This is a genomic window from Corallococcus sp. AS-1-6 (genome assembly GCF_020037015.1).
Taxonomy (GTDB): domain Bacteria; phylum Myxococcota; class Myxococcia; order Myxococcales; family Myxococcaceae; genus Corallococcus.
The window spans coordinates 13,236-33,096 of sequence record NZ_JAIQDE010000021.1; the positions used below are offsets into that span (position 1 = coordinate 13,236).

Here is a 19,861-nt window from a genome sequence, read left to right on the forward strand (position 1 = left end):
CGCCTGCTCCAAACTTCAATTCAGCGCTGCGGTTCCACCCGGGCCTTGTTGCCCGCATGCGCGGCCAGCAGCGCCGGTCCCGCGGCCTTCTCCTCCGGGAAGGGCAGGGGCGTGGCCTCCGCGCGCAGCAGCGGCAGTCCGTGCGGCTGGGCCTGGAGGTAGGCCACCAGCTTCTCTCGCACCAGGCAGCGCAGGTCGAAGGCCTTGCCGGAGTCCGCCGCGCTCACCAGGGCGCGCAGCTTCATGGTGCGCTCGCTCAGGTCCGTCACCTGGAGCCCCTGCACCTTTCCGTCCCACAGCCCCTTGGACTCCTGCTCCAGGATGCGCTTGAGCTCCGCGCGCACCGCCGGCACGTCCGTGCGGAAGTCCACGTACAGCTCCGCCGTGCCCAATATCTCCGGCGACACCTTGCTCCAGTTCTGGAACGGCTTCTCCAGGAACTGCGTGATGGGGATGACCAGCCGGCGCAGGTCCCACACCTTCACCACGACGTAGGTGAGGGTGATCTCCTCGATCCACCCCCACTCGTTCTCGATGATGACCGTGTCGCCAATGCGCATGGGCTGCGTGATGGACAACTGGATGCCCGCGAACAGCGTGGACAGCGACTTCTGCGCGGCCAGGCCAATGGCCAGACCCGCGATGCCCGCGGACGCCAGCAGCGACACGCCCACGTTGCGCACCGCCTCGAACTGGAGGAGCAACAGCGACGCGGCCACCAGCACCACCGCCACCTCCACCACGCGCCGCAGGATGGCCAACTGCGTGCGCAGCCCGCGCACCCGCGCCACGTCCGTGCCCTCCGGCGACTTCGCGACCTTGTCCTCCAGGAAGCGCGCGGCCCGGGTGAGGAAGCGCAGCACGAACAGCGCCACCGCCACGATGATCACCGAGCGCGCCGCCAGGTCCACCGTCTCCTGCGCGGGCGGAGGCAGCTTGAGGAAGCGCGCCCCCGCCGCCGCCAGCATGCCCGCCAGCACGAAGCGGATGCTCCCCTTGCCCGCGGCCAGCAGCTCGTCATCCCAGCCGGACTTCGTCAGCCCCGCGGCCCGGGCACCCACCCGCAGCGCCACCGCCTCCACCAGCCGCCCCATCGCCCACGCCCCCACGAGCACGACCCCCAACCCCAGCCACTGCCACGTCTCCAGCACCCACAGCGGGCGCGTGAAGAACACCGGCGGCAGCATCTCCAGCAGCGGCGACCCGTGCTCCTGGAACAGCGTGTCGATGGCGCCCACCGTGTCCGCGCTGAAGACCCACACCGGGCCCCCTTCCGCGTCCACCCGCTCCAGCACGATGTCCTGGGGGCCTCGCGACGTGGCCACCTGGCCCAGCACCTCGCGGCGCGCGCGCTCCCCGGGGCCCGCCGGCTCCCTGCCGATGCGCGCGAAGTCCAGCCACAGCGTCCGGTCCATCACCACCACCAGCCGCCGCGCCAGCTTCAGCCCCTCCTCCGCCTGCGTCTCCGGAGGCAGCCGCGACAGGTCCAGGTAGTGCGGCGCCCGCAACCCGTCCCGGGCATGCGCCGCGTCCAGGAACCCCGCCGCCGTCGCCGTGGGCGTGCTCCGGTCCACCTCCGGCGGAGGCGGAGGCAGCCCCGCGTTCAACGCGAAGGCCCCCACCGGCCCCAACAGCAGCAACACCCACAGCGGCACGAAACGGCGCACGGCACTCTCCTGATTTGTATGTAATTTGAGAACAAACAATCACCCCGGGCGGGGGCTGTCCAGCGGGGATGACGCGGACGGCCAAGGCCCGGACGCGGTGCGGACGGGCGGGAGGGCGACGGCCCTGTCGCGTCATGGCGTCATGGTAGGTTTCGCACCTCCATGTCTGCTCCTGCTTCGTCGCTCAAGGCCGTCATCGCCGCGCTGTCCGGCAATGTGTTGGTCACGCTCATCAAGTTCATCGCCTTCTTCCTGTCGGGGTCGGGGGCGATGTTGTCGGAGGCGATCCACTCGGCGGCGGATACGGGCAACCAGGTGTTGTTGTTCCTGGGGTTGAAGCGGGCGGCGCGCGTGGAGGACGACTCGCACCCGTACGGCTACGGAGGCGAGCGCTTCATCTTCGGCATCCTGTCCGCGTCCGGCATCTTCTTCGTGGGCTGCGGCGTGACGGTCTACCACGGCATCCAGTCGCTGCTGCACCCGCACGTGGCGGAGACGGGGCCGGTGACGTTCGCGGTGCTGGGGTTGTCGTTCCTCATCGAGGGCGGCGTGTTGTTGTTCGCGGTGCGGGGGCTGCTGACGCAGGCGGCGGGCGAGCCCTTCTTCCGCTTCGTGCGGACGAAGGCCGACCCGGCGTCGGTGGCCATCCTGTTGGAGGACGGCGCGGCGGTGCTGGGCCTGGTGCTGGCGACGGCGGGCATCGGGCTGGCGCACGTGACGGGCAACCCGGTGTGGGACGCGCTGGCGTCGCTCACGGTGGGGGTGTTGCTGGGGCTCATCGCGCTGTACCTGATGGTGGAGAACCGGGAGCTGTTGCTGGGCCGGTCGGTGCCCTCGGACGTGGAGCAGCGCTTCGAGGACCTGCTGCGCGCGCGCGCAAGCCTGGCGGACCTGCACGACGTGAAGACGCGGCAGCTCACGCCGGAGTCCTACCAGTTCAAGGCGGAGCTGCGCTTCAGCGAGAGCTTCGTGGCGGCCCGGCTGGCGGAGGCCCTGCCCGCGCAGGGGCTGCCCCCGGTGGGAGCGGAGCGGGAGCGCGCGTTGACGGACGCGGCCCGGCACCTCATCCGCACGCTGAGCGAGGAGATCGACGCCATCGAAGCGGAGGTCCGCCGCGCCATCCCGCAGGCGAAGCACATCGACCTGGAGCTGGAGCACCTGACCGCCGCCGCCGCCGAGGCCGCGGAGCTCCGCGCCCGGGTGAGCCTGGGAGGACCGCTGGGGTCAGCTAAGCCATTGGACCCTGAACGTCCAATTCGACAGGGCAAGTCTGGCTTGCTTCCTCAAGAGGACACGGGCTTCATCACTCCCGTGGAGGAATAGATGGGGCGCCAGGGGTCGTCAGGGCTGTTCGTGAAACGCGGGCTCGTGGCGCTGCTGGCGTTGCCCCTCTGCGGCTGCGTCCTCTTCGGGCGGCCCATCCGCCCGCCGCGCGCCTCCGACGCGGAGATGGCCCGCTTCCAGTTCCCGTTGGATCTGCCCGCGGACGGGCGCGCGCAGACGCCCGCCCTGGTGGCGGTGGCGACGCAGTTGGCGATGGATGACTTCCGACCGCTGGACCTCAAGCCACACAAGGGCGCGACCGCGGACGAGCTGTGCCTCTACCGGCGGGACTCCTTCGACGTGTGGACGTCGCCCGGCCCGGAGGGCGTGATGTTCGTGCGCTTCGTGCCCCGGCAGGATGCCTGCAACTCCGAAGGGCCCGTGACGGACGCGAGCGCCACGTACGCCATCGACACGCGCCAGTGGCGCATCCTCGGCATCCAGCGCTGACTCCCTGGTCGCCTGACCGTGGAGAACAGGCTCGTCACCGGAGGATCGCGGCATCTTCAGGCCGGATACGCCCCTGGCGACGCATCTCTCGGACCAGGAATGGGGCTCGCCTTTCAAGGAACCACAGCGGGAGCGGCTGAGAAGGTACTTGGGGCCTCCAGTAGGCCTCGAACCAGGTGCGATGGGTGTTGCTGACATCCCTTGAGGCGAGCCCCAAGCGGGTGATGGTGGCATCCACCTGTTGCTTCAACGGCTCCTCAAGGCCTTCCGCCGCTTCGACCTGGAAGGTGGCCAGATTGAGCGTGAACCAGCCGTCCTGGATGAAGAAGGGGTCGAGTACATCCGGGAACTGGTTCTTGGCCGCATTCATCAGCGAGCACGCCAGCCGGTAGTTGTCCCACTCGTAGGCCTGCGGCGCCCCCGTGCGTGAAAGGGCGACGAAGTGGTCGACCGTGGGCCCGCAGAGGGGCTCCATGTAGAAGCACGAATAGGCGCAGATGCCTCGATAGGCATCGTGCATGGCATCGAGCGCCCGCGTCCAATAGGGGTAGTCGCGCAGATCGTCGTGCGTCAGGTCCTCGACCCGGGATGCCCGTTGTTGAATGCGTGGCCCTGGGCGCGTGACCGTTGGAGATTGGCCAGTAAGTTCGGCCAGTGCGCTAAGCCCCGGCTGGCGCACCCGGTTGTCGAAGTCGAAGCCGGGCGGTCGCGGTTCGGGTTGTTTCTCGACCCGGATCATTTCTGGAGTCCCGCCTCCTGCGCCCAGAAGCCCCAGTGCAGCCAGAACGGATCCACGTCCGAAAGACTGGCCCGGAGCTTCTGACGGACTTCGTTGAACTCCTCGTGTGTGACGCCCTTGCGGCTCATGAGGGCCCTGGCCTGCTGGAGGGCCTCCTCCGCCTCCAAAGAGCGGGGCTCCGTCAGGTCGAACACGTCCGAGGTGAGCCACGAGTTCGCGTCACCCCGGCGCCGCCAGGGCTCCTTCTTCAGGACCACCGACTGGTCCTCCAGATCCAGGTTCCAGAGAGCATCCTTCGCGGGGTCGAACAGCGGTTCCAACGAGGCGAGCAGCAGCGGTGAGTGAGTCACCGAGAGCACCTGGACCGCGACCTTTTCGCGGGTCAGCGCGCCCATGACGCCCAGGATCGAGCGAAGGATGGTCCGCTGCCAGCGGGGATGTAGGTGGGATTCGAGCTCATCGATGAGGAAGATGATCTGCCGCGTCACGCCCTGGTGGAGCAGACGGTTCGCCTGGACATGCTCCTGCCACGACCAGACCAGGAGATATGCCAGGGCGATGATGCGTTTGACTCCCGCAGAGGCATGAACCACTGGAACCTCCTGTCCATAGGAGGTCCGAAGCGTCGGCATATCGCGAACGTCTTCCAGGCTGATCCGGGTCAGCTCTCCGGGAGCCAACCGTTCTCGCTCGGAGGGCGACAGCACCTCCAGGGCCCGTAGCAGATGATGGAAGGGCACGTCGTTCCGCCCCTGCCAGGTGGCCCAGTCACGAACCAGGCCATTGCAGAGCACCTTCCCATCCGGCTCCAGTCCATCCCAGACCTGCTGGGGCGCGAAATGATACGCGCTCTGTGGAGGTGGCGTGCCGGGCCAGGTTGAGTGCGGCCGCTGGCTGTTCCTCAGCGGGTCCCAGACCGAGAAGGAACCGTCGATGCGGGCATAGATGACAAGGCTGGAGTTCTTCGAGGCTTTCTGGGGAGGGCTCCAGAACTGGCTGCTGAAGTCGTATGCGCTGGTGGAGTCGAAGGCGCCTTGATCATTCTTGAGGCGGAAAGAGATGGTCGGAGTGAGGTGCTCCCCGCGGTGAGGCGACGCGGGATAGCCCGCCCAGGTCTGGGTCAAGGCCCACCAGGCCACGTCCAGGATGAAGGTCTTCCCCAGCCCGTTGTCACCCGTAAGGAGGTTCAGTCGTGGGGCCAGCTCGAATTCGAGCTGGGAGGCCGGTCCGACATGATGGAGTTCCAGCCGTTTGAGCATGTCTTCTCCGGGTACGGGGCCCCGTCCTGGGCGCGGGTATAGGTCAGGTCGAAAGACGTGACAAACGTCGGTCTCGTCCCTGGTCGTCCTTATCACTCCAGGACGCGGGCCCGCCGAAAGCCGTTCAGGCCGCCGTCGCTCCCGAGGGCGGCGCCTCTTCCGGTGCCGCGCGCGTCAGGCCCAGCACCTTCTCCCGCTGCGGCCACGGCCACGCGCCGGTGACCATGGCCAGCTTGCCCGCGAGGATGGAGCACACCGCCACCTGGAACGTGCAGATGTACGAGATGATGCCCATGTCTCCGAACACCTGGTTCAGGTAGGACGCCACCACGCCCACGATGACCAGGCACGCGGTTCGATGCTCCGCCGAGTACGCCCGGTGGTACGCGCGCGCCGCCAGGTACACCGTCACCACCAGGTACATCCACACGCCCGTGAACCCGAACCACCCGCCGAAGGCCAACAGGCCCAGCAGCGAGTTGTGCGGATGGAAGCGGTACGTGGGGAACACGAACGCGATGTTGGGCAGCGGGTAGGGCTCCAGGAACTCGTGCCCGTAGCCCGTGCCGAACACGGGGTTCGTGTTCCACGTCGCGATGAGGTTGAGGTTCTCGATGTCGCGGTAGTCCAGCTCTCCTTCGGCGTGCTGCCCCTCGATGATGGACTTGAAGGTCTGCACCGGCTTGAACGCGCCGCTGCTGGAGTTCCACCCCACCAGGACGTACACGACCAGCAGCGGCGAGCACGCGATGAGCCCCCGCGTGACGAGCTTCTTCAGCGGCGTCCACGGGTTGAACAGGTACGCCGCCGCCAGACCGCCCACGAGGCTCACGTACGCGAGCCGGCGGTCGTTGAAGAACATCCCGATGAACACCAGGAGGATGATGAGCAGGCCCCGGATGGCGTGGCCCGACTTGGGCCGCTCCAGCCACCGCGCGATGCACACGGTGATGGCGAAGATGAACGTCATCGAGTCCGAGTGGCAGGTCGTGTACTCCACCTCCAGGTGCTGGGACGGGATGATGACCAGCGCGAAGTACGTGCTCACCGCCGACTTGGTCAGCGCCGCCGCGATGATGGTCTTCGCCACCACCGGCCAGTCCTCCGGCCCTCGCAGGCTGTAGTGGTACATCATCCCCACCAGCGGGAGCACCGCCGCCTGGTGCCACTGCCAGAGCGAGTTCTTGATGTCCCCGCCCCGCGCGATGCCCCACACCTCCATCCACATGATGGAGAAGAACGACAGCGTCAGCACCACCACCAGCGGCCGGGGGATGGGCACCACCGGCGGATCAATCGTCGACTTCGTGGCCCGCCGGTAGATGCCCAGCGCGATGGACCCCACGATGAGCCCGTCGATGAGCGGGAAGCGCAGGGCGCCAATGCCCACCAGCTCATGCATCTGCGTGAAGAGCAGCTTCCCCAGGGGGAACAGCGGGGAGGGCCAGAACATCGACTGGGGCCGCTCGGGGGTGTAGTCCACCGCCAGCACCAGGTAGAGCACCGTGAGCGTCAGGTAGCGCAGCGGCACCTTCAGGATGACCCACACCACGGTGACGGCCAGCACGGGCGCCAGGGTGACGATGGGGTCCCCGTTACCCACGGCGGCCGCCCCCAGGGTGACGGCGCCCAGGCCCACGACCATGACGATGTACTGGAGCCAGGCGGCGAGCGAGGGTTTGAAGGCCATTCGAGCGAGGGGGAGGCTATATCCCGGGCCCGGGTTGGGATAGATGCGGAAGGCGTATGGCTGGCACCCGACCCCGCGTCCTCCTGATTGCTGAGCTGTGCAACCCAGACTGGGTGAGCGTCCCCCTGGAGGGCTGGTCCCTGGCCAGGGCGCTCTCCGAGGTGGCGGACGTGCACCTGGTCACCCAGGTCCGCAACCGCGAGAACATCCTCAAGCAGGGGCTGGTGGAGGGCCGGGACTTCACGGCCCTGGACTCCACGCCCGTGGAGCGCCCGCTGGAGAAGGTGGGCGAGGTGCTGCGCGGCAAGGCGGGCGTGGGCTGGACGACGGCCACGGCGCTGAGCGTGCTGCCGTACTACTACTTCGAGGAGCTGCTCTGGCGGCGCTTCGGGGACCGCATCCGCGCGAAGGAGTTCGACGTGGTGCACCGCTACACGCCCATCAGCCCCACGACGCCCAGCACGCTGGCGGCGCGGTGCGCGGACGCGGGGGTGCCCTTCATCATGGGCCCCATGAACGGCGGCCTGCCGTGGCCCAAGGGCTTCGGGGACGCGCGCCTGCGCGAGCGCGAGTGGCTGAGCTACATCCGGGACGTCTACAAGCTGATGCCCTTCTACCAGTCGACGCGGAAGAACGCGGCGGCGCTGATGATGGGCTCGCGGGCGACGCGGGCGCAGTTGTCGCGGGAGTACCAGGACAAGGTGGTCTACATCCCGGAGAACGCCATCGACGTGCGGCGCTTCGGGTCCGCGAAGGCGGAGCCGCCGAAGCCGGGGGAGCCGCTGCGGGTGGCGTTCGTGGGGCGCTTCGTGCCGTACAAGGGCATGGCGATGCTCATCGACGCGGCGGCGCCGCTGGTGCGCGAGGGCAAGGTGCAGGTGGAGCTCATCGGCGACGGCGCGGAGATGCAGAACCTGCGCGCGCAGGTGGCCAGGGGCGGCCTGGAGAAGGGCGTGACGTTCGCGGGCTGGGTGAAGCACCAGGAGCTGCAGGGCCGCCTGTCGAAGAACCACATCTTCGGCTTCCCGAGCGTGCGCGAGTTCGGCGGCGCGGTGGTGGCGGAGGCGATGGCGCTGGGGCTGGTGCCCATCGTGATGGACTACGGCGGTCCGGGTGAAATCGTCAGTCCGACCACGGGCTTCGCCATCCCCATGGGCAGCCCGCAGGAGATCGTCGAGCGCGTGCGAGGCGTCCTGGAGAAGCTGGTCGCGGATCCGTCCGTCATCGGCCCCATGGGCGAGCGCGCGCGGGCGCGCATCTTCAAGCACTTCACGTGGAAGGCGAAGGCGGAGCAGGTGCTGGAGGTGTATCGCTGGGTGTCCGGCGAGCGCGGCCAGCCGGACTTCGGCATGCCGCTGGCGGACTGAGGTCCGCGGGAAGTGGCTGTCGTGCGCAGGTGGGCGCTGGGGCTCCTCGCGGAGCCCTCGGGTGTGCGTCTTCGGGGGCGCCGCCCGTGGGGGCTCCCCTCCAGGTCTGGGCGCGGGCGGAAGTCGGACAGGGCTGCGAGCCGGACGCAGAGGACCGCTGTGTCGCCACGCTCTGCACCGAGGCGGAGTGCGCGCTCTTCTTCTGTGAAGCCCTCGCACCCGCTGGGATCGTCCGCGCTCGCGCAAGTGCCCCCGTGTTCGTGGCACCTGGGAGCACCGCGCAGCGGAATTGGGGCGGTGCCCAGGAACTGCCGGGAGACCGGCAGCCGGTCATGGTGTTCCGCTGGTATCCGCGCGAGCGCCTTCCGAGCGAAGTGCGCCGCCAGCAGGCCATGGAGGAATGGGCGCGGCGTCCCAAGGAGAAACACCACCTCTTCCCCCAGCAGTACACGGCGTACTTCCTCTCCAAGGGCATCAACGTGCATGACTACGTCATGGCCATCGACAAGGACCTGCACTCGCGGATCCACCGGGGCCCTGATGGCGGCCCCTGGAATGGCGAGTGGCGCATGTTCTTCTCGAGGACCTACGGCCGGGCGACCAAGCCTCAGCACTTCGAGCAGGCCTCGAAGATGATCCAGCAGTTCGGCCTGTTCGGGCTGACGACGACCTACTGGCAGAGCATCGAGCTGGGGCCGTTTCCCAGGGACGACTGATGCGCTACTTCGAACTGTGCACGCCGCACTACGCCGCGCCTCGTGTGTGGACGGGGACCTATCAAGCGGAGGCGCGTTGGATGCTGCCAGGCGTGGAGTGCCCCACCTGCGGTGAGACCTGGAGCGGCATCGCACTGGCGTACCCCTCCGTGGACCTGTCCCAGCACCCGCTGCGGACGGAACTCAAGACGCCGCGCCTTGAACCCTTCGAGCGTTACGCACGGCTTCTGGAGCACGTGCGACCGCTGTTGCCACCTGGGGCTCAGGTGGAGCCCGGAACGACTTTCGGTCCACTGGTGGGAACCGCTGAAGGGACGTTCGGCCCCCTCGTCCTGAGGGACCCCTGGAAGCTTCTGGTTCAGGACGATGCCCTGGCCGCGCTACGGGCCGCCGGCCTTCAAGGCCTGGTGCCGGTGAGAGCGGAGCTGACCTCAAGCGGCGCATCGATTCCGGCGCTCCATGAACTGGAGCTCGCGGCCCGTGGGCAGTTGTTCCCATTGGGGCCGCCACCCTGTGCGACTTGTGGCCGGGTCGATGCGGACGTGCCGGAGGAATGCCGGCTGGAGGGCGCGTCGTTGCCAACGGACCTGGATGTGTTCCGGCTGACGGATGCCGTGACGTTGATTGTCGCGACCGAGCGTTTCGTGGAGGTGGCGCGCGGCCTTGGCCCCATGGACGTCCTCTTCAAGGAGATTCCCGTGGGCGGCGGGGGATAGCCTTCCCGGCATGAACTCCGCCCTGCTCCCCCGCGCGGTCCGTGGCTTCGCGGTGTACGACCTGTGCGTCACGCTCCCGTTCGCCACGCCGTGGACCGCGGACGCGATGCTGGGCGTCATGCGCTGGGCTCACGAGGGCCTGGCGCTGGGCGGTGAGTCCACGCCGGCCTTCACGCCCACGCACCTGTTCTTCGTCGCCCTCTTCGGCGTGCTCGCCGTCATCTGGGCGCTGGTCCGCGTGCTCCAGCCCACGGCGCTGCATGGCGCCATCGACACGGTGGGCCGGGGGCTCGTCTCCGCGTGGATGGTGCTGGCGCTCGCGCAGGGGGCATCCCAGGTGCTCGGCGTGTTCCTCGTGATGGAGGTCGCGGGCATGGTCGTGCAGGGCGCGCTCCTGCTCGGCGCACGGCGGGTCGCCGCGCCCGCTTGAACAAGAGGGCCCTTGCCTCTGCACCAAGGTGCAGGGGTTAGCGTCCTTCGCATGAACCCTGAACCGTCCCTGCTTCGCCGTGTCGTCTTCGCCAGCGCGCTGTACGACTTCGTCGTCACCGTCCCCTTCGCCACGCCGTGGACCGCGGAGGCCGTGCTCGCGAGCATCCGGTCCGCGCACCTCGCGCTGGGCTTGGGCGGTGAGCCGCTCCCCGCGTTCACGTCCACGCACCTGTTCTTCGTGGCCCTGTTCGGCACCATCGTGACGCTGTGGTCCGTGGTGCGGCTCGTGCACCCCACCGCGTTCAACGGCGCCGTGGACACCGCGGGCCGGGCGCTGTTCTCCACCTGGATGGCGTGGTCGCTCACCCAGGGCGCGACGCGGGTGCTCGTCGTCTTCCTCGTGCTGGAGCTGGCGTGGATGTTCGCCCAGGGCGGTGTCATCCTCGGCGCCAGGAGGTGGCGTGGTGGCATCCCCGCGACGGCCCGCTGAAGCAGCCCCCTTGCGCATCGGCGCGCTCGCCCGGGAGTCCGGCGTGAAGCTGTCCACGCTGCGCTTCTACGAGCGCCGCAAGCTGCTGCTGCCCCTGGACCGCAGCGAGAGCGGCCAGCGCCTCTACGGCCCGGACGCCGCCATCCGCGTGCGCTTCATCCGCCGCTCCCAGGAGCTGGGCTTCACGCTGAAGGAGGTGGCCGCCGTGCTCGCCCTCACGGACCGGCGCGGCACCCCCACCCGCGACGTCACCCGCTTCGCCGAGGCGAAGGTCCAGGCCATCGACGCGCGCATCGACGACCTGCGCCGCATGCGCCGCGCCATCACCACGCTGATGGCCGAGGGCTTCTGCCCGCCGGACACCGTGTGCCCCATCCAGGCGTCGCTCGGAGCGCCGAAGCCTCCGCCGAAGCGGAAGCCCCGCGCCTGAGCGCTACCGCCGCTCCGCCTCGCGGGTGGTGCGCACCCACTCGCCGCGCTTCTCCGCGCCGGGGCCGCGCACCATCAGCCACACCTTCCACACCACGTAGATGGGCGCCCACGCCAGGTCCAAGAGGCCGCGCGGCCCCACGCCGGACACCCACCAGCCGCGCAGCACGTACAGCGCCAGCGACATCAGCCCGAACGACGCCAGCGCGGACGCCGCCACCGCCGTGCCGCCGGACAGCCACGCCACCCCGGCCGCCAGCACCGAGCCCGCCACCGTCGCCAGCACCAACTGGCTCAGCGGCGGCACCAGCACGTCCATGGACAAATCCAGCAGCAGCCCGCTCTTCTGCTTCAGCGCGTCGCTCAGGAGCGGCCACCCGTGCAGCTTGCGCATCTGCGCGCGGCCGCCCTCCCAGCGCTGGCGCTGCGAGCGGCTCTGCTTCTCCGCCGTGACCATCTCCCCCAGCACCTCCGCCTCCCAGGCGTAGTGCACGCGGTGCCCCGCGCGCGCCAGGCGGATGCCGTACTCCAGGTCCTCCACCACGCTGAACGCGTCGTGCGGCACCTGCTTCAGCACCGCGTGCGTGAAGCACATGCCGTTGCCGCGCAGGCCGCAGGACACGCCCATCCGCTCGCGCCCCATGGAGCGCACGCGGTGGAACATCCCCAGCGCGATGGTCATCAGCCGCGTGCGCCACGACGCCGTGGGGTTCATCACGCCGTAGTGCGCCTGCACGCCGTGCGCCCCGTCCTCGATGCGCCGGGAGAACGCGTGCAGCAGGTTCGCGGACACCACCGTGTCCGCGTCCACCACCACCACCGCGTCCGCGAAGCCGTCCCGCTGGCTGTGCTCGAAGGCGTGCGCCAGCGCGTAGCCCTTGCCGCGCTTCTCCGCGTCCTGGCGCTCCAGCACCGTGGCGCCCGCCTCGCGCGCCTTCTGGGCCGTGGCGTCGGAGCAGTTGTCCGCCACCACGATGATGCGCCGCAGGTGCGCCGGGTAGTCCACCGCGGACAGGTTCGCCACCGTCCGGGCAATGCCCAGCTCCTCGTTGTGCGAGGGGATGATGACGTCGAACTTCCGCGCCGCCGGCGACGGCGGCACCGGCGCCGCCTTGCGCCCCGACATCAGCGTCAGCAGCAGCAGGTAGCCGCAGCCCACCACCACCGGCAGCAGTCCCACGCACAGCGCCACGTCCACCCAGGTCCAGACCGTCACGACAGTGTCACCCCCGCGCTCGCGCCATCACCCAGGACGGCCAAACGCATGAACCTTCAGCGCCGCTCCAGCTCCGCCAGCACCGGCAACTTGAGCAGCCGCTCCACCTGCCACTTCTCCAGGACCCGGCGGCGCAGGATGTCCAGCGCCACCGCCGCGAACACCGCCAGCGCCACCCCGCCCACCACGCCCGCGATGGCGATGAGCTTCGGGTTCGGCTTGGACGGCTTCTCCGGGAAGAGCGCCGGCAACAGCACGCTGTAGCGGTGCTTCATGGAGACCTTCGAAATCTCCAGCTCCGTCTGCGCCTGGTCCAACCGGCGCAGCTTCTCCTGGTGCCGCATCACCACCATGCGCATCCGGTCCGTGGCCACCGCCACCTCCGGATCATCCGGCGTGCCCAGCATCGCGCCCGCCAGGGGCTGCCCGAAGCCCGCCGCCAGGCTGGTGCCCTCCGTCGCGGAGTCCACGTCCGTGCCGCCCATGCGCAGGTACTCCTGGATGAGCGACTGCTCCTCGGCGCGCAGGGACGTCAGTTGCGGCGAGTCCGCCTGCATCGTCGCCACGCGCTGCTCCAGGTCCACGATCACCGGGTGCTGCGGGGAGAAGACGACGCGCTGCTCGGCCAACTGCGCGCGCAGCTCCGTGAGGCGGCGGCCGCGGAACTCCTCCACGTCGCGGATGGCGCGGCGCTTGGCCTGCACCAGGAACTTCAACTGCGCGAGCGCGTGGTCCGTCTGGAGCAGCGCCTGCCGCGCGCTGGCCTGCTTGGGGTCCGCTTCCTTCTTCTTGCGGCGCGCGTCCGCGGCCCGCACCGCGCGCTCCAGGTCCGCGATGGCCTGCTTGATGTTCGCGGCCTCGTTGGCCACCTGGCCCTGGAGGATGTTCACGGACTCGGAGATGGCGCCCATCTCCGACTCGTGGCGCATGTCCAGGAAGTTCTGCGCCGCGGCCTCCACGATGTTGAAGGCCATCTGCGGGTCGCTCCAGTCCACCCCGATGGTGACCGTGCCGCTGCCGCCCTCCGCCATCACGATGAGGCTGGTCTCCAGCATCGCGATGAGCGCCTCCTCCTTCTCCTCGTCCGTCAGGGGAGGCGGCGCCTTCTTCAGGTACTGCTCCTTCAGGCGGCTCAAGGGGGACCGCATGTGGTCCCAGTACTCGATGAGCTTCGCGTTCTTCACCACGGACTTGAGGTTGCCGCGGCTGAGCACCATCTCCCACGCGGCGCGCGTGGGTTGATCCGCCTCCACCGGGATGGACCGGCCCGGGTTCACCAGCGAGGAGATGATGAGGTTGCGGTACGTCAGCATCCGCGTCTCGACGTGGTACTTGCGCGGCATCAGCTTCGCCGCCGCCGACCCCAGCCCCGCCATCACCGCGATGATGCACAGCCCCAGGAACCAGTGCCGGAAGATGGCCCTGCGCACGAAGCCCAGCCCGTCGAACAGGAAGCCCCAGTCGATGAGGTCCGCCGGCGCGTTCGTCTCCTCGCGCTCGGGGACATACGGCGGCGGGGGCGGGGCGGAGCGCGGCGTGCGCGGGGCGGGCGTGGTCACGCGCTGCCCCGGGGCATGGCGGCCTTGAGCACCTGCCGCACGCGCTTCTCCAGCTCCTCGGGCGTGAAGGGCTTGCCCAGGTAGCCGTTGGCGCCGGCCTCCTCCGCGTAGGCCTTGTCCTCCGGCAGGTTGCGCGCGGACACCATCAGCACCGGCACGTGCGCGATGGCGGGCGTGCGGCGGATGTGCTCGCAGACGTCGTAGCCGGACACGTCCGGCAACGTCAGGTCCAGGCACACGAGGTCCGGCTTGGGCTCGCCGGCCGCGAGGTACTCCATGGCGGCCTTGCCGTTGGGCTGCTCCACCACGTTCTTCACGCCCATCTGCTGGAGCATGTCACGCAGCATGACGCGGAACATCGGAGAGTCCTCCACGAGGAGGACGGTGAGCTGTTGGAGCTCCATCACGTCTGACGCCTTTCCTTCCCTCACCCGAACCCGTACCTGGGCACGAGGACGAGCACGCCATATGCGTACGCCATGTTGAAGAGGGCCACCCACAGGATGGCCTTCTTCATCCCCCGCCAGGGATGCGGGTCGCGCGCGGCCGCTCCGGGCAGCGCGATGGTCGCAATCAGGACGGACAGGAGGATGAGCTTCGCCATGGCGGGAGGCTCAGAGGATACCCGTTTTCTGGACCGTCAGTCCCAGCGTCGCGGACCACGCCGTGCGGGCCGCCTCCACGTCGGGCGAGCGAGTCCAGGCCGCGCGCGTATCCACCTCCAGGGTGACCCACCGGTTCACCGTCCAACCCGCGCCCACACCGCCCACCACCTGCCGGTCCCCCACCGCCCCACCCACCGCGAAGGCGCCGCCGCCCGTCCCGGAGAACCGGAATCGCGGACTCAGCGCCCAGGTGCCGTTCAACGTCAGGTCCGCGCGCGGGTAGACGAGCCCCGTCAGCCGGTCCACGAAGGGCGTCACCCGCGCGGCCAGCCGGCCGTTGAAGTCCGCCGTCCGCGACGGCACCCGGTGGGACACCGCCAGCGTCAGGTCCGGGAGCAGCTCCAGGCGCTGCGCCGGGTCCTCCACCGGAGCGCCCCCGACCTGGAGGGTCGTCAGCCGCCGGCCACCTGACGGGGTGGCGTCCGGGGCGTCCGGGGTGTCCTCCGCGGTCGCGCGCACGGAGTACGCCACGCCCACGCCCACCCCGGCCTCCACCGACGTGCGCCGGTCCAGCCGGTGGGTCCAGCCGCCGGTGAACGTGGTCACGGAGGCGCGCGCCCCGGTGGAGAAGCGCGAGTCCGAGAAGGCCAGCGTGGTGGAGAGGGTGTTCCGGGGCGCGGGGGAGTGGCCCAGGGACAACTGCGCCCGAGGCCCGTACTGGAAGGGCACCGCCGCCTTCGCCGTGTCGTCCAGGCCGCCGCTGGCGGAGAAGCCCAGGCTGCCCGAGAGCCGCCAGCCCGGGCCCAGCCACACCGTCTCCGCCGCCAGCGTCGTCAGCGAGGACAGGAAGAACACCGTGTCCACGCCCTCCGGCAGCGGCTGGATGGGGATGTCCGTGGCCGGCGTGTCCCCGGGCGCCGTCGGGTCGTCGTCCAGGCTGCCGCCCAGGGGCAGGTTGGTGAAGAGGTTCACCTGGCCCAGCACGAACTCCTGGGTGCCGTGCAGGGTGAGCCCGCGCGAGGGGCGCCAGTCCCCCAACAGCCGCCCCACGTGCTGCACCTCCGTGCGGGGGGCGGTGGTGGCCTCGCGGAAGGAGATGCGCGGCGCGTACTGCACCTGCGCCACCGCGCTGCCGTCGTCGTACTTCAGGCCCACCGTGGGGACGATGTCCATGTCCGCCGCCAGGGGGGCCACGGGCCCGCCGGTGGCCTGGGCGTCCATGGAGCGCGCGCGGGTGTCCACGCGGGCCGCGGCGCCGTACGTCACGGAGGCGGCGGCCACCTCCAGCCACACGCTCGCCAGGGCCGCGTCCAGCATCCGGTTACTCCACCACCACCACGTCGCCGGGGCGCAGGCGGAAGGCGGCAGCGCGGCCCTCGCCGCGGATGATGTCCTCGTAGCGCACGCGGATGCGCGTGGGCTGCTCCGCCTGCGGGTCGTCCCGGCGCAGCACGAAGATGCGGTCGCGGTGGGCGTAGTCGGTGAAGCTGCCGGCGGCGCCCAGCGCCTGGAGCAGCGTCGCGCCCGGGTCCAGCACGTGCGCGCCCACGTTGGCCACCTCGCCCAGCATGGTCACGGACATGGGGCGCGCCTCCTCCAGCGACACGGTGACGACGGGGTGGTTGATGAAGTCCTTGAGCCGCGTCTGGATCTGCTGCGCCAGCAGGGCCGGCGTGTGGCCCGCGGCCTCCACGTCGTCCAGGAAGGTGAGGCTGATGTGGCCGTCCTCGCGCACCCTGGCGCGCGTGGTGAGCGCCTCCTGGCCGAAGACCTTCACGTTGAGCACGTCGCCGGGGACGATGCGGTAGGCCTCGTCCGAGGCGACGGGCTTCTCCTGGTAGTCGTTCACCCAGGTGTACTTGCCCAGGCCGCCGCACGCGGGGAGGAGGAGCAGCAGCCCGGCGCACGCGAGCGCGCGGGAGACGGGACCGCGGAATCGGGAAGGGCGGGAAGGCATGGGCTGGAGGCTCCTCACGCGGCGGGGGCGGCCGGCACGGCCACCTGCGCACCATTACCACCGCGCTGCTTCGCCATGCGCACCACCTGGAGCAGCTCCGAGGGGCGCACGGCGCCGGTGCCCAGCACGCCCACCACGTAGGCGGTCGCTGTCAGCCCCAGCCGGGGCCACGCCTGCACGCCCGCGCCCGCGAGCACCCGGTCCAGCACCACGCAGCCCACGCACACCCCGGCCGTCTTCGCCACCATGAGGAGGGAACGCCGGTCGAAGGAGTTCCTTCCCATGCGGCCGAGGAAGAGCACCGTGACGATGACCTCCGTGAGGAACATGGAGAGCGCCGTGGCGGTGGCGCCGCCGGACGGGCCGATGCGGCCGTACAGCCACGGGATGAGCGCCAGGTTCAGCAGCGGGTTCACCACCGCGCCCATGGTGGCCGCCAGCGTCACCCACCACTCCTTGTTGGACATGGTCAGCCAGATGCTGCTGACCATGGTGACGTAGGCCATCACGAAGATGGGGGACAGCACGCGCAGGGGCAGCGCCGCGGGCTCGAAGCCGGGGCCGCACATCAGGCGCACCCACAGGTCCGCGCCCAGCACCATGGCCATCATCACCGGCACGGTGAACGCGAGCACGCCCTCCAGCGAGCGGCGCGTCAGGTGCGACAGCTCCTCCGGGGACCGGGCCGCCGCGCGCGACATCATGGGCATCAGCACCCAGCCGAAGATGGGGGAGATGAGGAACGTGAGCCCCGCGATGCTGAACGCGCCGCCGTACCAGCCCACCTCCTCCTTCGACGCGAGCTTGCCCAACAGCGACATGTCCGTGCGCCCGTTGCACGCCAGCGCCGCCGCGGTGAGGAAGAACGGCAGGCACGCCTTCATCACCTTCTTCGTCTCGCCCAGGTCGATGCGGAACTTCAGCCCCAGGTGCTCCTTCGCCAGCTTCCAACTGATGATGAGCTTCACCGCCTCCGACAGCACCATGGGCACGGCCAGCCACTGCAGGCCCACGCCGAACGCGGCCATCAGCGCCAGGCCGCCGCCCCACACAATCTTGGTGATGACGTTGGAGACGGACAGGCCCGCGACCTTGCCCTTGGAGTGCAGCAGCGCGGCCATGGACGCGTTGATGACGATGAGCGACTGGGCCACCGCGAACCACTGCACCAGGTGCTGCACCTCCGGGGGCTCCCCGGTGTGGTGGAGCACCAGCGCCAGCGCCACCATCAGGATGAGCGTCATCCCCAGGCGCAGCAGCATGGTGGTGCCGAAGAAGTCGCTCGCGTGATCCGGGCGGACGGGCACCTCCTTGCGGATGTACGTCTCCAGGCCCAGGTTCGTGGCCACGAAGAACGTGGCGGCGAACGCCTCCGACCAGTTGAAGTAACCGAACGCCTCCGGCCCCAGGTAGCGCGGCATCAGCGCGCGGATGCCCAGCGCGATGGCGTACGTCACCATCAGCGAGCCACCGAGCTGCAGGGTGCTGCGGACCGCGCCGCGCACTTCGTTCGCACGGGCGCCGTCGTCGGCTTCAGCGGAGGGGGTGTTCGGACTGTTCACGGTCATGGATGATGCGGGCCTTCGGGGCTGCGCACGCCAGGGGAGGAAGGCCCGCCCCATGGAAAGACGAACGGGCCCGGCGCGTCAACGCCGGGCCCGCGAGCGGATGCCGGTTGCTAGCTTGCCCCGCGGCCGGTGATGACCACCGGGACCGTCTGCAGGAGCAGCCGCAGGTCGCCGGTCAGGCTCCAGTGGTCGATGTACTGCATGTCCAGGTACATCCACTGCTCGAAGGAGATTTGATTGCGGCCGGACACCTGCCAGATGCAGGTGAGGCCCGGGCGCACGGACAGGCGGCGGCGCTGCCACGTCTCGTACTTCGCCACCTCGCTGGGCACCGGCGGGCGCGGGCCCACGATGCTCATCTCACCCCGGAGCACGTTGAGGAACTGGGGCAGCTCGTCGATGGAGAACTTGCGGATGAAACGACCGATGCCGGTGATGCGCGGGTCGTTCTTCATCTTGAAGACGGGGCCGGTCTGCTCGTTCTGCGCGGCCAGCCGCTCCTTGAGCTCCTCCGCGTTCACCACCATGGAGCGGAACTTCAGCATGTAGAACGGCTTGCCGTGCTGACCGGTGCGGAGCTGCTTGAAGAAGATGGGGCCGCGCGAGGTGAGCTTGATGGCCGCCGCCACCACCGCGAACAGCGGCAGGAGCGCCCACAGCGCCACCGCGGACACGGCGATGTCGAACAGGCGCTTCATGGCCATCTGGTGCGGCTTGGGCGCCACCGCGGCGAAGTGCAGGTAGCCGTCCGCCACCGCGCGGGACTCCACCGGGCGGGCGCGGTCCAGGCGGAACGAGTGCGCCGGCAGCGCGAACGGCACGCCGAAGCGCTCCGCCAGCTTGATGGCCGCCTGCATGGACTCGCCCTGCTTGAGCGTGTTGCCCGCGATGTAGACCTCGCTGACGGGCAGCGTGCGCAACAGGCGCTCCAGCTCGTCCGCGGGCCCCAGCACGTCCGCCGGCAGGCTGTCGCCGGAGGCGTGGTCCTCCGGGAAGCGCACGTAGCCCAAAATCTTGTGACGGCCGCGCTTGAGCAGGTCCTCGCCCGTGTAGCGGCCCATGGCGCCGGTGCCCACGATGAGCACCTCCTCCGTGGGGGCCTCCTGCGAGGCCACCTGCCGGAACACGCCCAGGCGCAGCAGCAGCGCCACCGGCCAGAAGATGAAGAGCAGCGGCGCCAGGCCCACGTGGGCCGCCATGGGCATCGCCAGCTCCAGCACCGCCTGGATGGTCACCACCGCCAGCGTGGTGACGGACACCAGCGCCACGTGGTCCAGCTTGCTGCGCTCCGCGAAGCGCGAGTCATACAGGCACAGCGCCGTGCCGGTGATCAGCCACACCAGCACCGCCGTCACCACCATGCTGGGCAGCTCCCAGCTCATGGGGAACGTCAGCCCGCCGCGCATCCAGGCGGAGCCCAGCAGCACCGCCACCAGCAGCGCCACGTCCACGGTGAGGTTCAGCTTCGCCGCGAAGCCAGGGGCCAGGCGCGGCGGATCGGTGACCTCGGCCGCGGCCGTCACCCCCGTCGCCCCGGAAGCCTTGACCTCGGCGCTTGCAGTCGCACTGCTCATCGTGTCCACCCCCCTCTGCTCACGTCCGGCTCTTGCAGAGGATACCGTCTAGACTAGAAAAGTTTAACCAGGAGGAAATGAAAGATTGCCAAATAGTGCGTCGC

The 19,861-nt window shown here is 69.7% G+C and carries 20 protein-coding genes; 8 read left to right on the top strand and 12 right to left on the bottom strand.

Annotation, left to right across the window (positions count from 1 at the left end):
* Nucleotides 1-20 precede the first annotated feature (20 nt).
* Entirely contained in the window at nt 21-1,667 is a 1,647-nt protein-coding gene (locus tag K8612_RS25765; protein WP_223764244.1) for a mechanosensitive ion channel domain-containing protein, read from the bottom strand.
* A 162-nt stretch (nt 1,668-1,829) separates the two neighbouring features.
* On the opposite strand from K8612_RS25765, the gene K8612_RS25770 reads away from it, so the two are divergent.
* Together K8612_RS25770 and K8612_RS25775 are read left to right on the top strand one after the other, a co-directional pair.
* Nucleotides 1,830-2,990 carry a cation diffusion facilitator family transporter gene (locus K8612_RS25770; protein WP_223764245.1) on the top strand — a complete coding sequence of 387 codons (1,161 nt, stop codon included), beginning with the start codon at nt 1,830-1,832 and terminating at the stop codon, nt 2,988-2,990.
* Nucleotides 2,991-3,440 carry a hypothetical protein gene (locus K8612_RS25775; protein WP_223764246.1) on the top strand — a complete coding sequence of 150 codons (450 nt, stop codon included), beginning with the start codon at nt 2,991-2,993 and terminating at the stop codon, nt 3,438-3,440.
* A 34-nt stretch (nt 3,441-3,474) separates the two neighbouring features.
* Here K8612_RS25775 and K8612_RS25780 read toward each other — a convergent pair whose 3' ends face one another.
* The 3 genes from K8612_RS25780 to wzy form a co-directional block, all read right to left on the bottom strand.
* On the bottom strand, nt 3,475-4,179 hold the full coding sequence (locus K8612_RS25780) for a hypothetical protein (protein WP_223764247.1): 705 nt from the start codon (nt 4,177-4,179) through the stop codon (nt 3,475-3,477).
* Nucleotides 4,176-5,438, bottom strand: a complete 1,263-nt coding sequence (locus K8612_RS25785; RefSeq protein WP_223764248.1) for an AAA family ATPase — start codon at nt 5,436-5,438, stop codon at nt 4,176-4,178. The genes K8612_RS25780 and K8612_RS25785 overlap by 4 nt, the downstream gene beginning before the upstream one ends.
* 124 nt (nt 5,439-5,562) lie before the next feature.
* The gene (gene wzy / locus K8612_RS25790; RefSeq protein WP_223764249.1) at nt 5,563-7,128 is read right to left on the bottom strand and encodes an exopolysaccharide repeat unit polymerase; all 1,566 of its coding nucleotides are present in this window, start codon (nt 7,126-7,128) and stop codon (nt 5,563-5,565) included.
* Nucleotides 7,129-7,184: 56 nt separating this feature from the next.
* On the opposite strand from wzy, the gene epsH reads away from it, so the two are divergent.
* The 6 genes from epsH to K8612_RS25820 all read left to right on the top strand — a co-directional run bounded on the left by epsH (nt 7,185) and on the right by K8612_RS25820 (nt 11,279).
* Nucleotides 7,185-8,495 (top strand): exopolysaccharide biosynthesis glycosyltransferase EpsH, encoded by a 1,311-nt coding sequence (epsH, locus tag K8612_RS25795; protein WP_223764250.1) that lies wholly within the window; start codon nt 7,185-7,187, stop codon nt 8,493-8,495.
* 86 nt (nt 8,496-8,581) lie between these two features.
* Entirely contained in the window at nt 8,582-9,211 is a 630-nt protein-coding gene (locus K8612_RS25800; protein ID WP_373692138.1) for a TIGR02269 family lipoprotein, read from the top strand.
* Nucleotides 9,211-9,927 (top strand): double-CXXCG motif protein, encoded by a 717-nt coding sequence (locus K8612_RS25805; protein ID WP_223764252.1) that lies wholly within the window; start codon nt 9,211-9,213, stop codon nt 9,925-9,927. Before K8612_RS25800 ends, K8612_RS25805 begins: the two co-directional genes overlap by 1 nt.
* A 10-nt stretch (nt 9,928-9,937) precedes the next feature.
* Nucleotides 9,938-10,357: a hypothetical protein gene (locus K8612_RS25810; RefSeq protein ID WP_223764253.1), complete on the top strand. Its 420-nt coding sequence runs from the start codon at nt 9,938-9,940 to the stop codon at nt 10,355-10,357.
* A 51-nt stretch (nt 10,358-10,408) separates the two neighbouring features.
* Nucleotides 10,409-10,849 carry a hypothetical protein gene (locus tag K8612_RS25815; protein WP_223743323.1) on the top strand — a complete coding sequence of 147 codons (441 nt, stop codon included), beginning with the start codon at nt 10,409-10,411 and terminating at the stop codon, nt 10,847-10,849.
* On the top strand, nt 10,824-11,279 hold the full coding sequence (locus K8612_RS25820) for a MerR family DNA-binding protein (protein WP_223743322.1): 456 nt from the start codon (nt 10,824-10,826) through the stop codon (nt 11,277-11,279). The genes K8612_RS25815 and K8612_RS25820 overlap by 26 nt, the downstream gene beginning before the upstream one ends.
* A 3-nt stretch (nt 11,280-11,282) precedes the next feature.
* On the opposite strand, the gene epsU is transcribed toward K8612_RS25820, so the two are convergent.
* The 8 genes from epsU to epsZ all read right to left on the bottom strand — a co-directional run bounded on the left by epsU (nt 11,283) and on the right by epsZ (nt 19,766).
* Nucleotides 11,283-12,494, bottom strand: coding sequence for an exopolysaccharide biosynthesis GT2 family glycosyltransferase EpsU (epsU, locus tag K8612_RS25825; RefSeq protein WP_223764254.1), 1,212 nt, complete (start codon nt 12,492-12,494; stop codon nt 11,283-11,285).
* A 56-nt stretch (nt 12,495-12,550) separates the two neighbouring features.
* Nucleotides 12,551-14,053, bottom strand: a complete 1,503-nt coding sequence (gene epsV, locus K8612_RS25830) for a PCP family exopolysaccharide biosynthesis protein EpsV (protein ID WP_223764255.1) — start codon at nt 14,051-14,053, stop codon at nt 12,551-12,553.
* On the bottom strand, nt 14,050-14,457 hold the full coding sequence (gene epsW / locus K8612_RS25835; RefSeq protein ID WP_223743345.1) for an exopolysaccharide biosynthesis response regulator EpsW: 408 nt from the start codon (nt 14,455-14,457) through the stop codon (nt 14,050-14,052). The genes epsV and epsW overlap by 4 nt, the downstream gene beginning before the upstream one ends.
* 23 nt (nt 14,458-14,480) lie before the next feature.
* Nucleotides 14,481-14,657 carry a hypothetical protein gene (locus K8612_RS25840; protein WP_223764256.1) on the bottom strand — a complete coding sequence of 59 codons (177 nt, stop codon included), beginning with the start codon at nt 14,655-14,657 and terminating at the stop codon, nt 14,481-14,483.
* Between the two features lie 10 nt (nt 14,658-14,667).
* Nucleotides 14,668-15,975 (bottom strand): exopolysaccharide export protein EpsX, encoded by a 1,308-nt coding sequence (epsX, locus tag K8612_RS25845; RefSeq protein WP_223764257.1) that lies wholly within the window; start codon nt 15,973-15,975, stop codon nt 14,668-14,670.
* A 4-nt stretch (nt 15,976-15,979) separates the two neighbouring features.
* Entirely contained in the window at nt 15,980-16,615 is a 636-nt protein-coding gene (gene epsY, locus K8612_RS25850; protein WP_223743318.1) for an exopolysaccharide export protein EpsY, read from the bottom strand.
* A gap of 14 nt (nt 16,616-16,629) precedes the next feature.
* Nucleotides 16,630-18,183, bottom strand: a complete 1,554-nt coding sequence (wzx, locus tag K8612_RS25855; protein ID WP_223764258.1) for an exopolysaccharide biosynthesis flippase — start codon at nt 18,181-18,183, stop codon at nt 16,630-16,632.
* 110 nt (nt 18,184-18,293) lie between these two features.
* Entirely contained in the window at nt 18,294-19,766 is a 1,473-nt protein-coding gene (gene epsZ, locus K8612_RS25860) for an exopolysaccharide biosynthesis polyisoprenyl-phosphate hexose-1-phosphate transferase EpsZ (RefSeq protein WP_223743316.1), read from the bottom strand.
* Between the last annotated feature and the right edge of the window lie 95 nt (nt 19,767-19,861).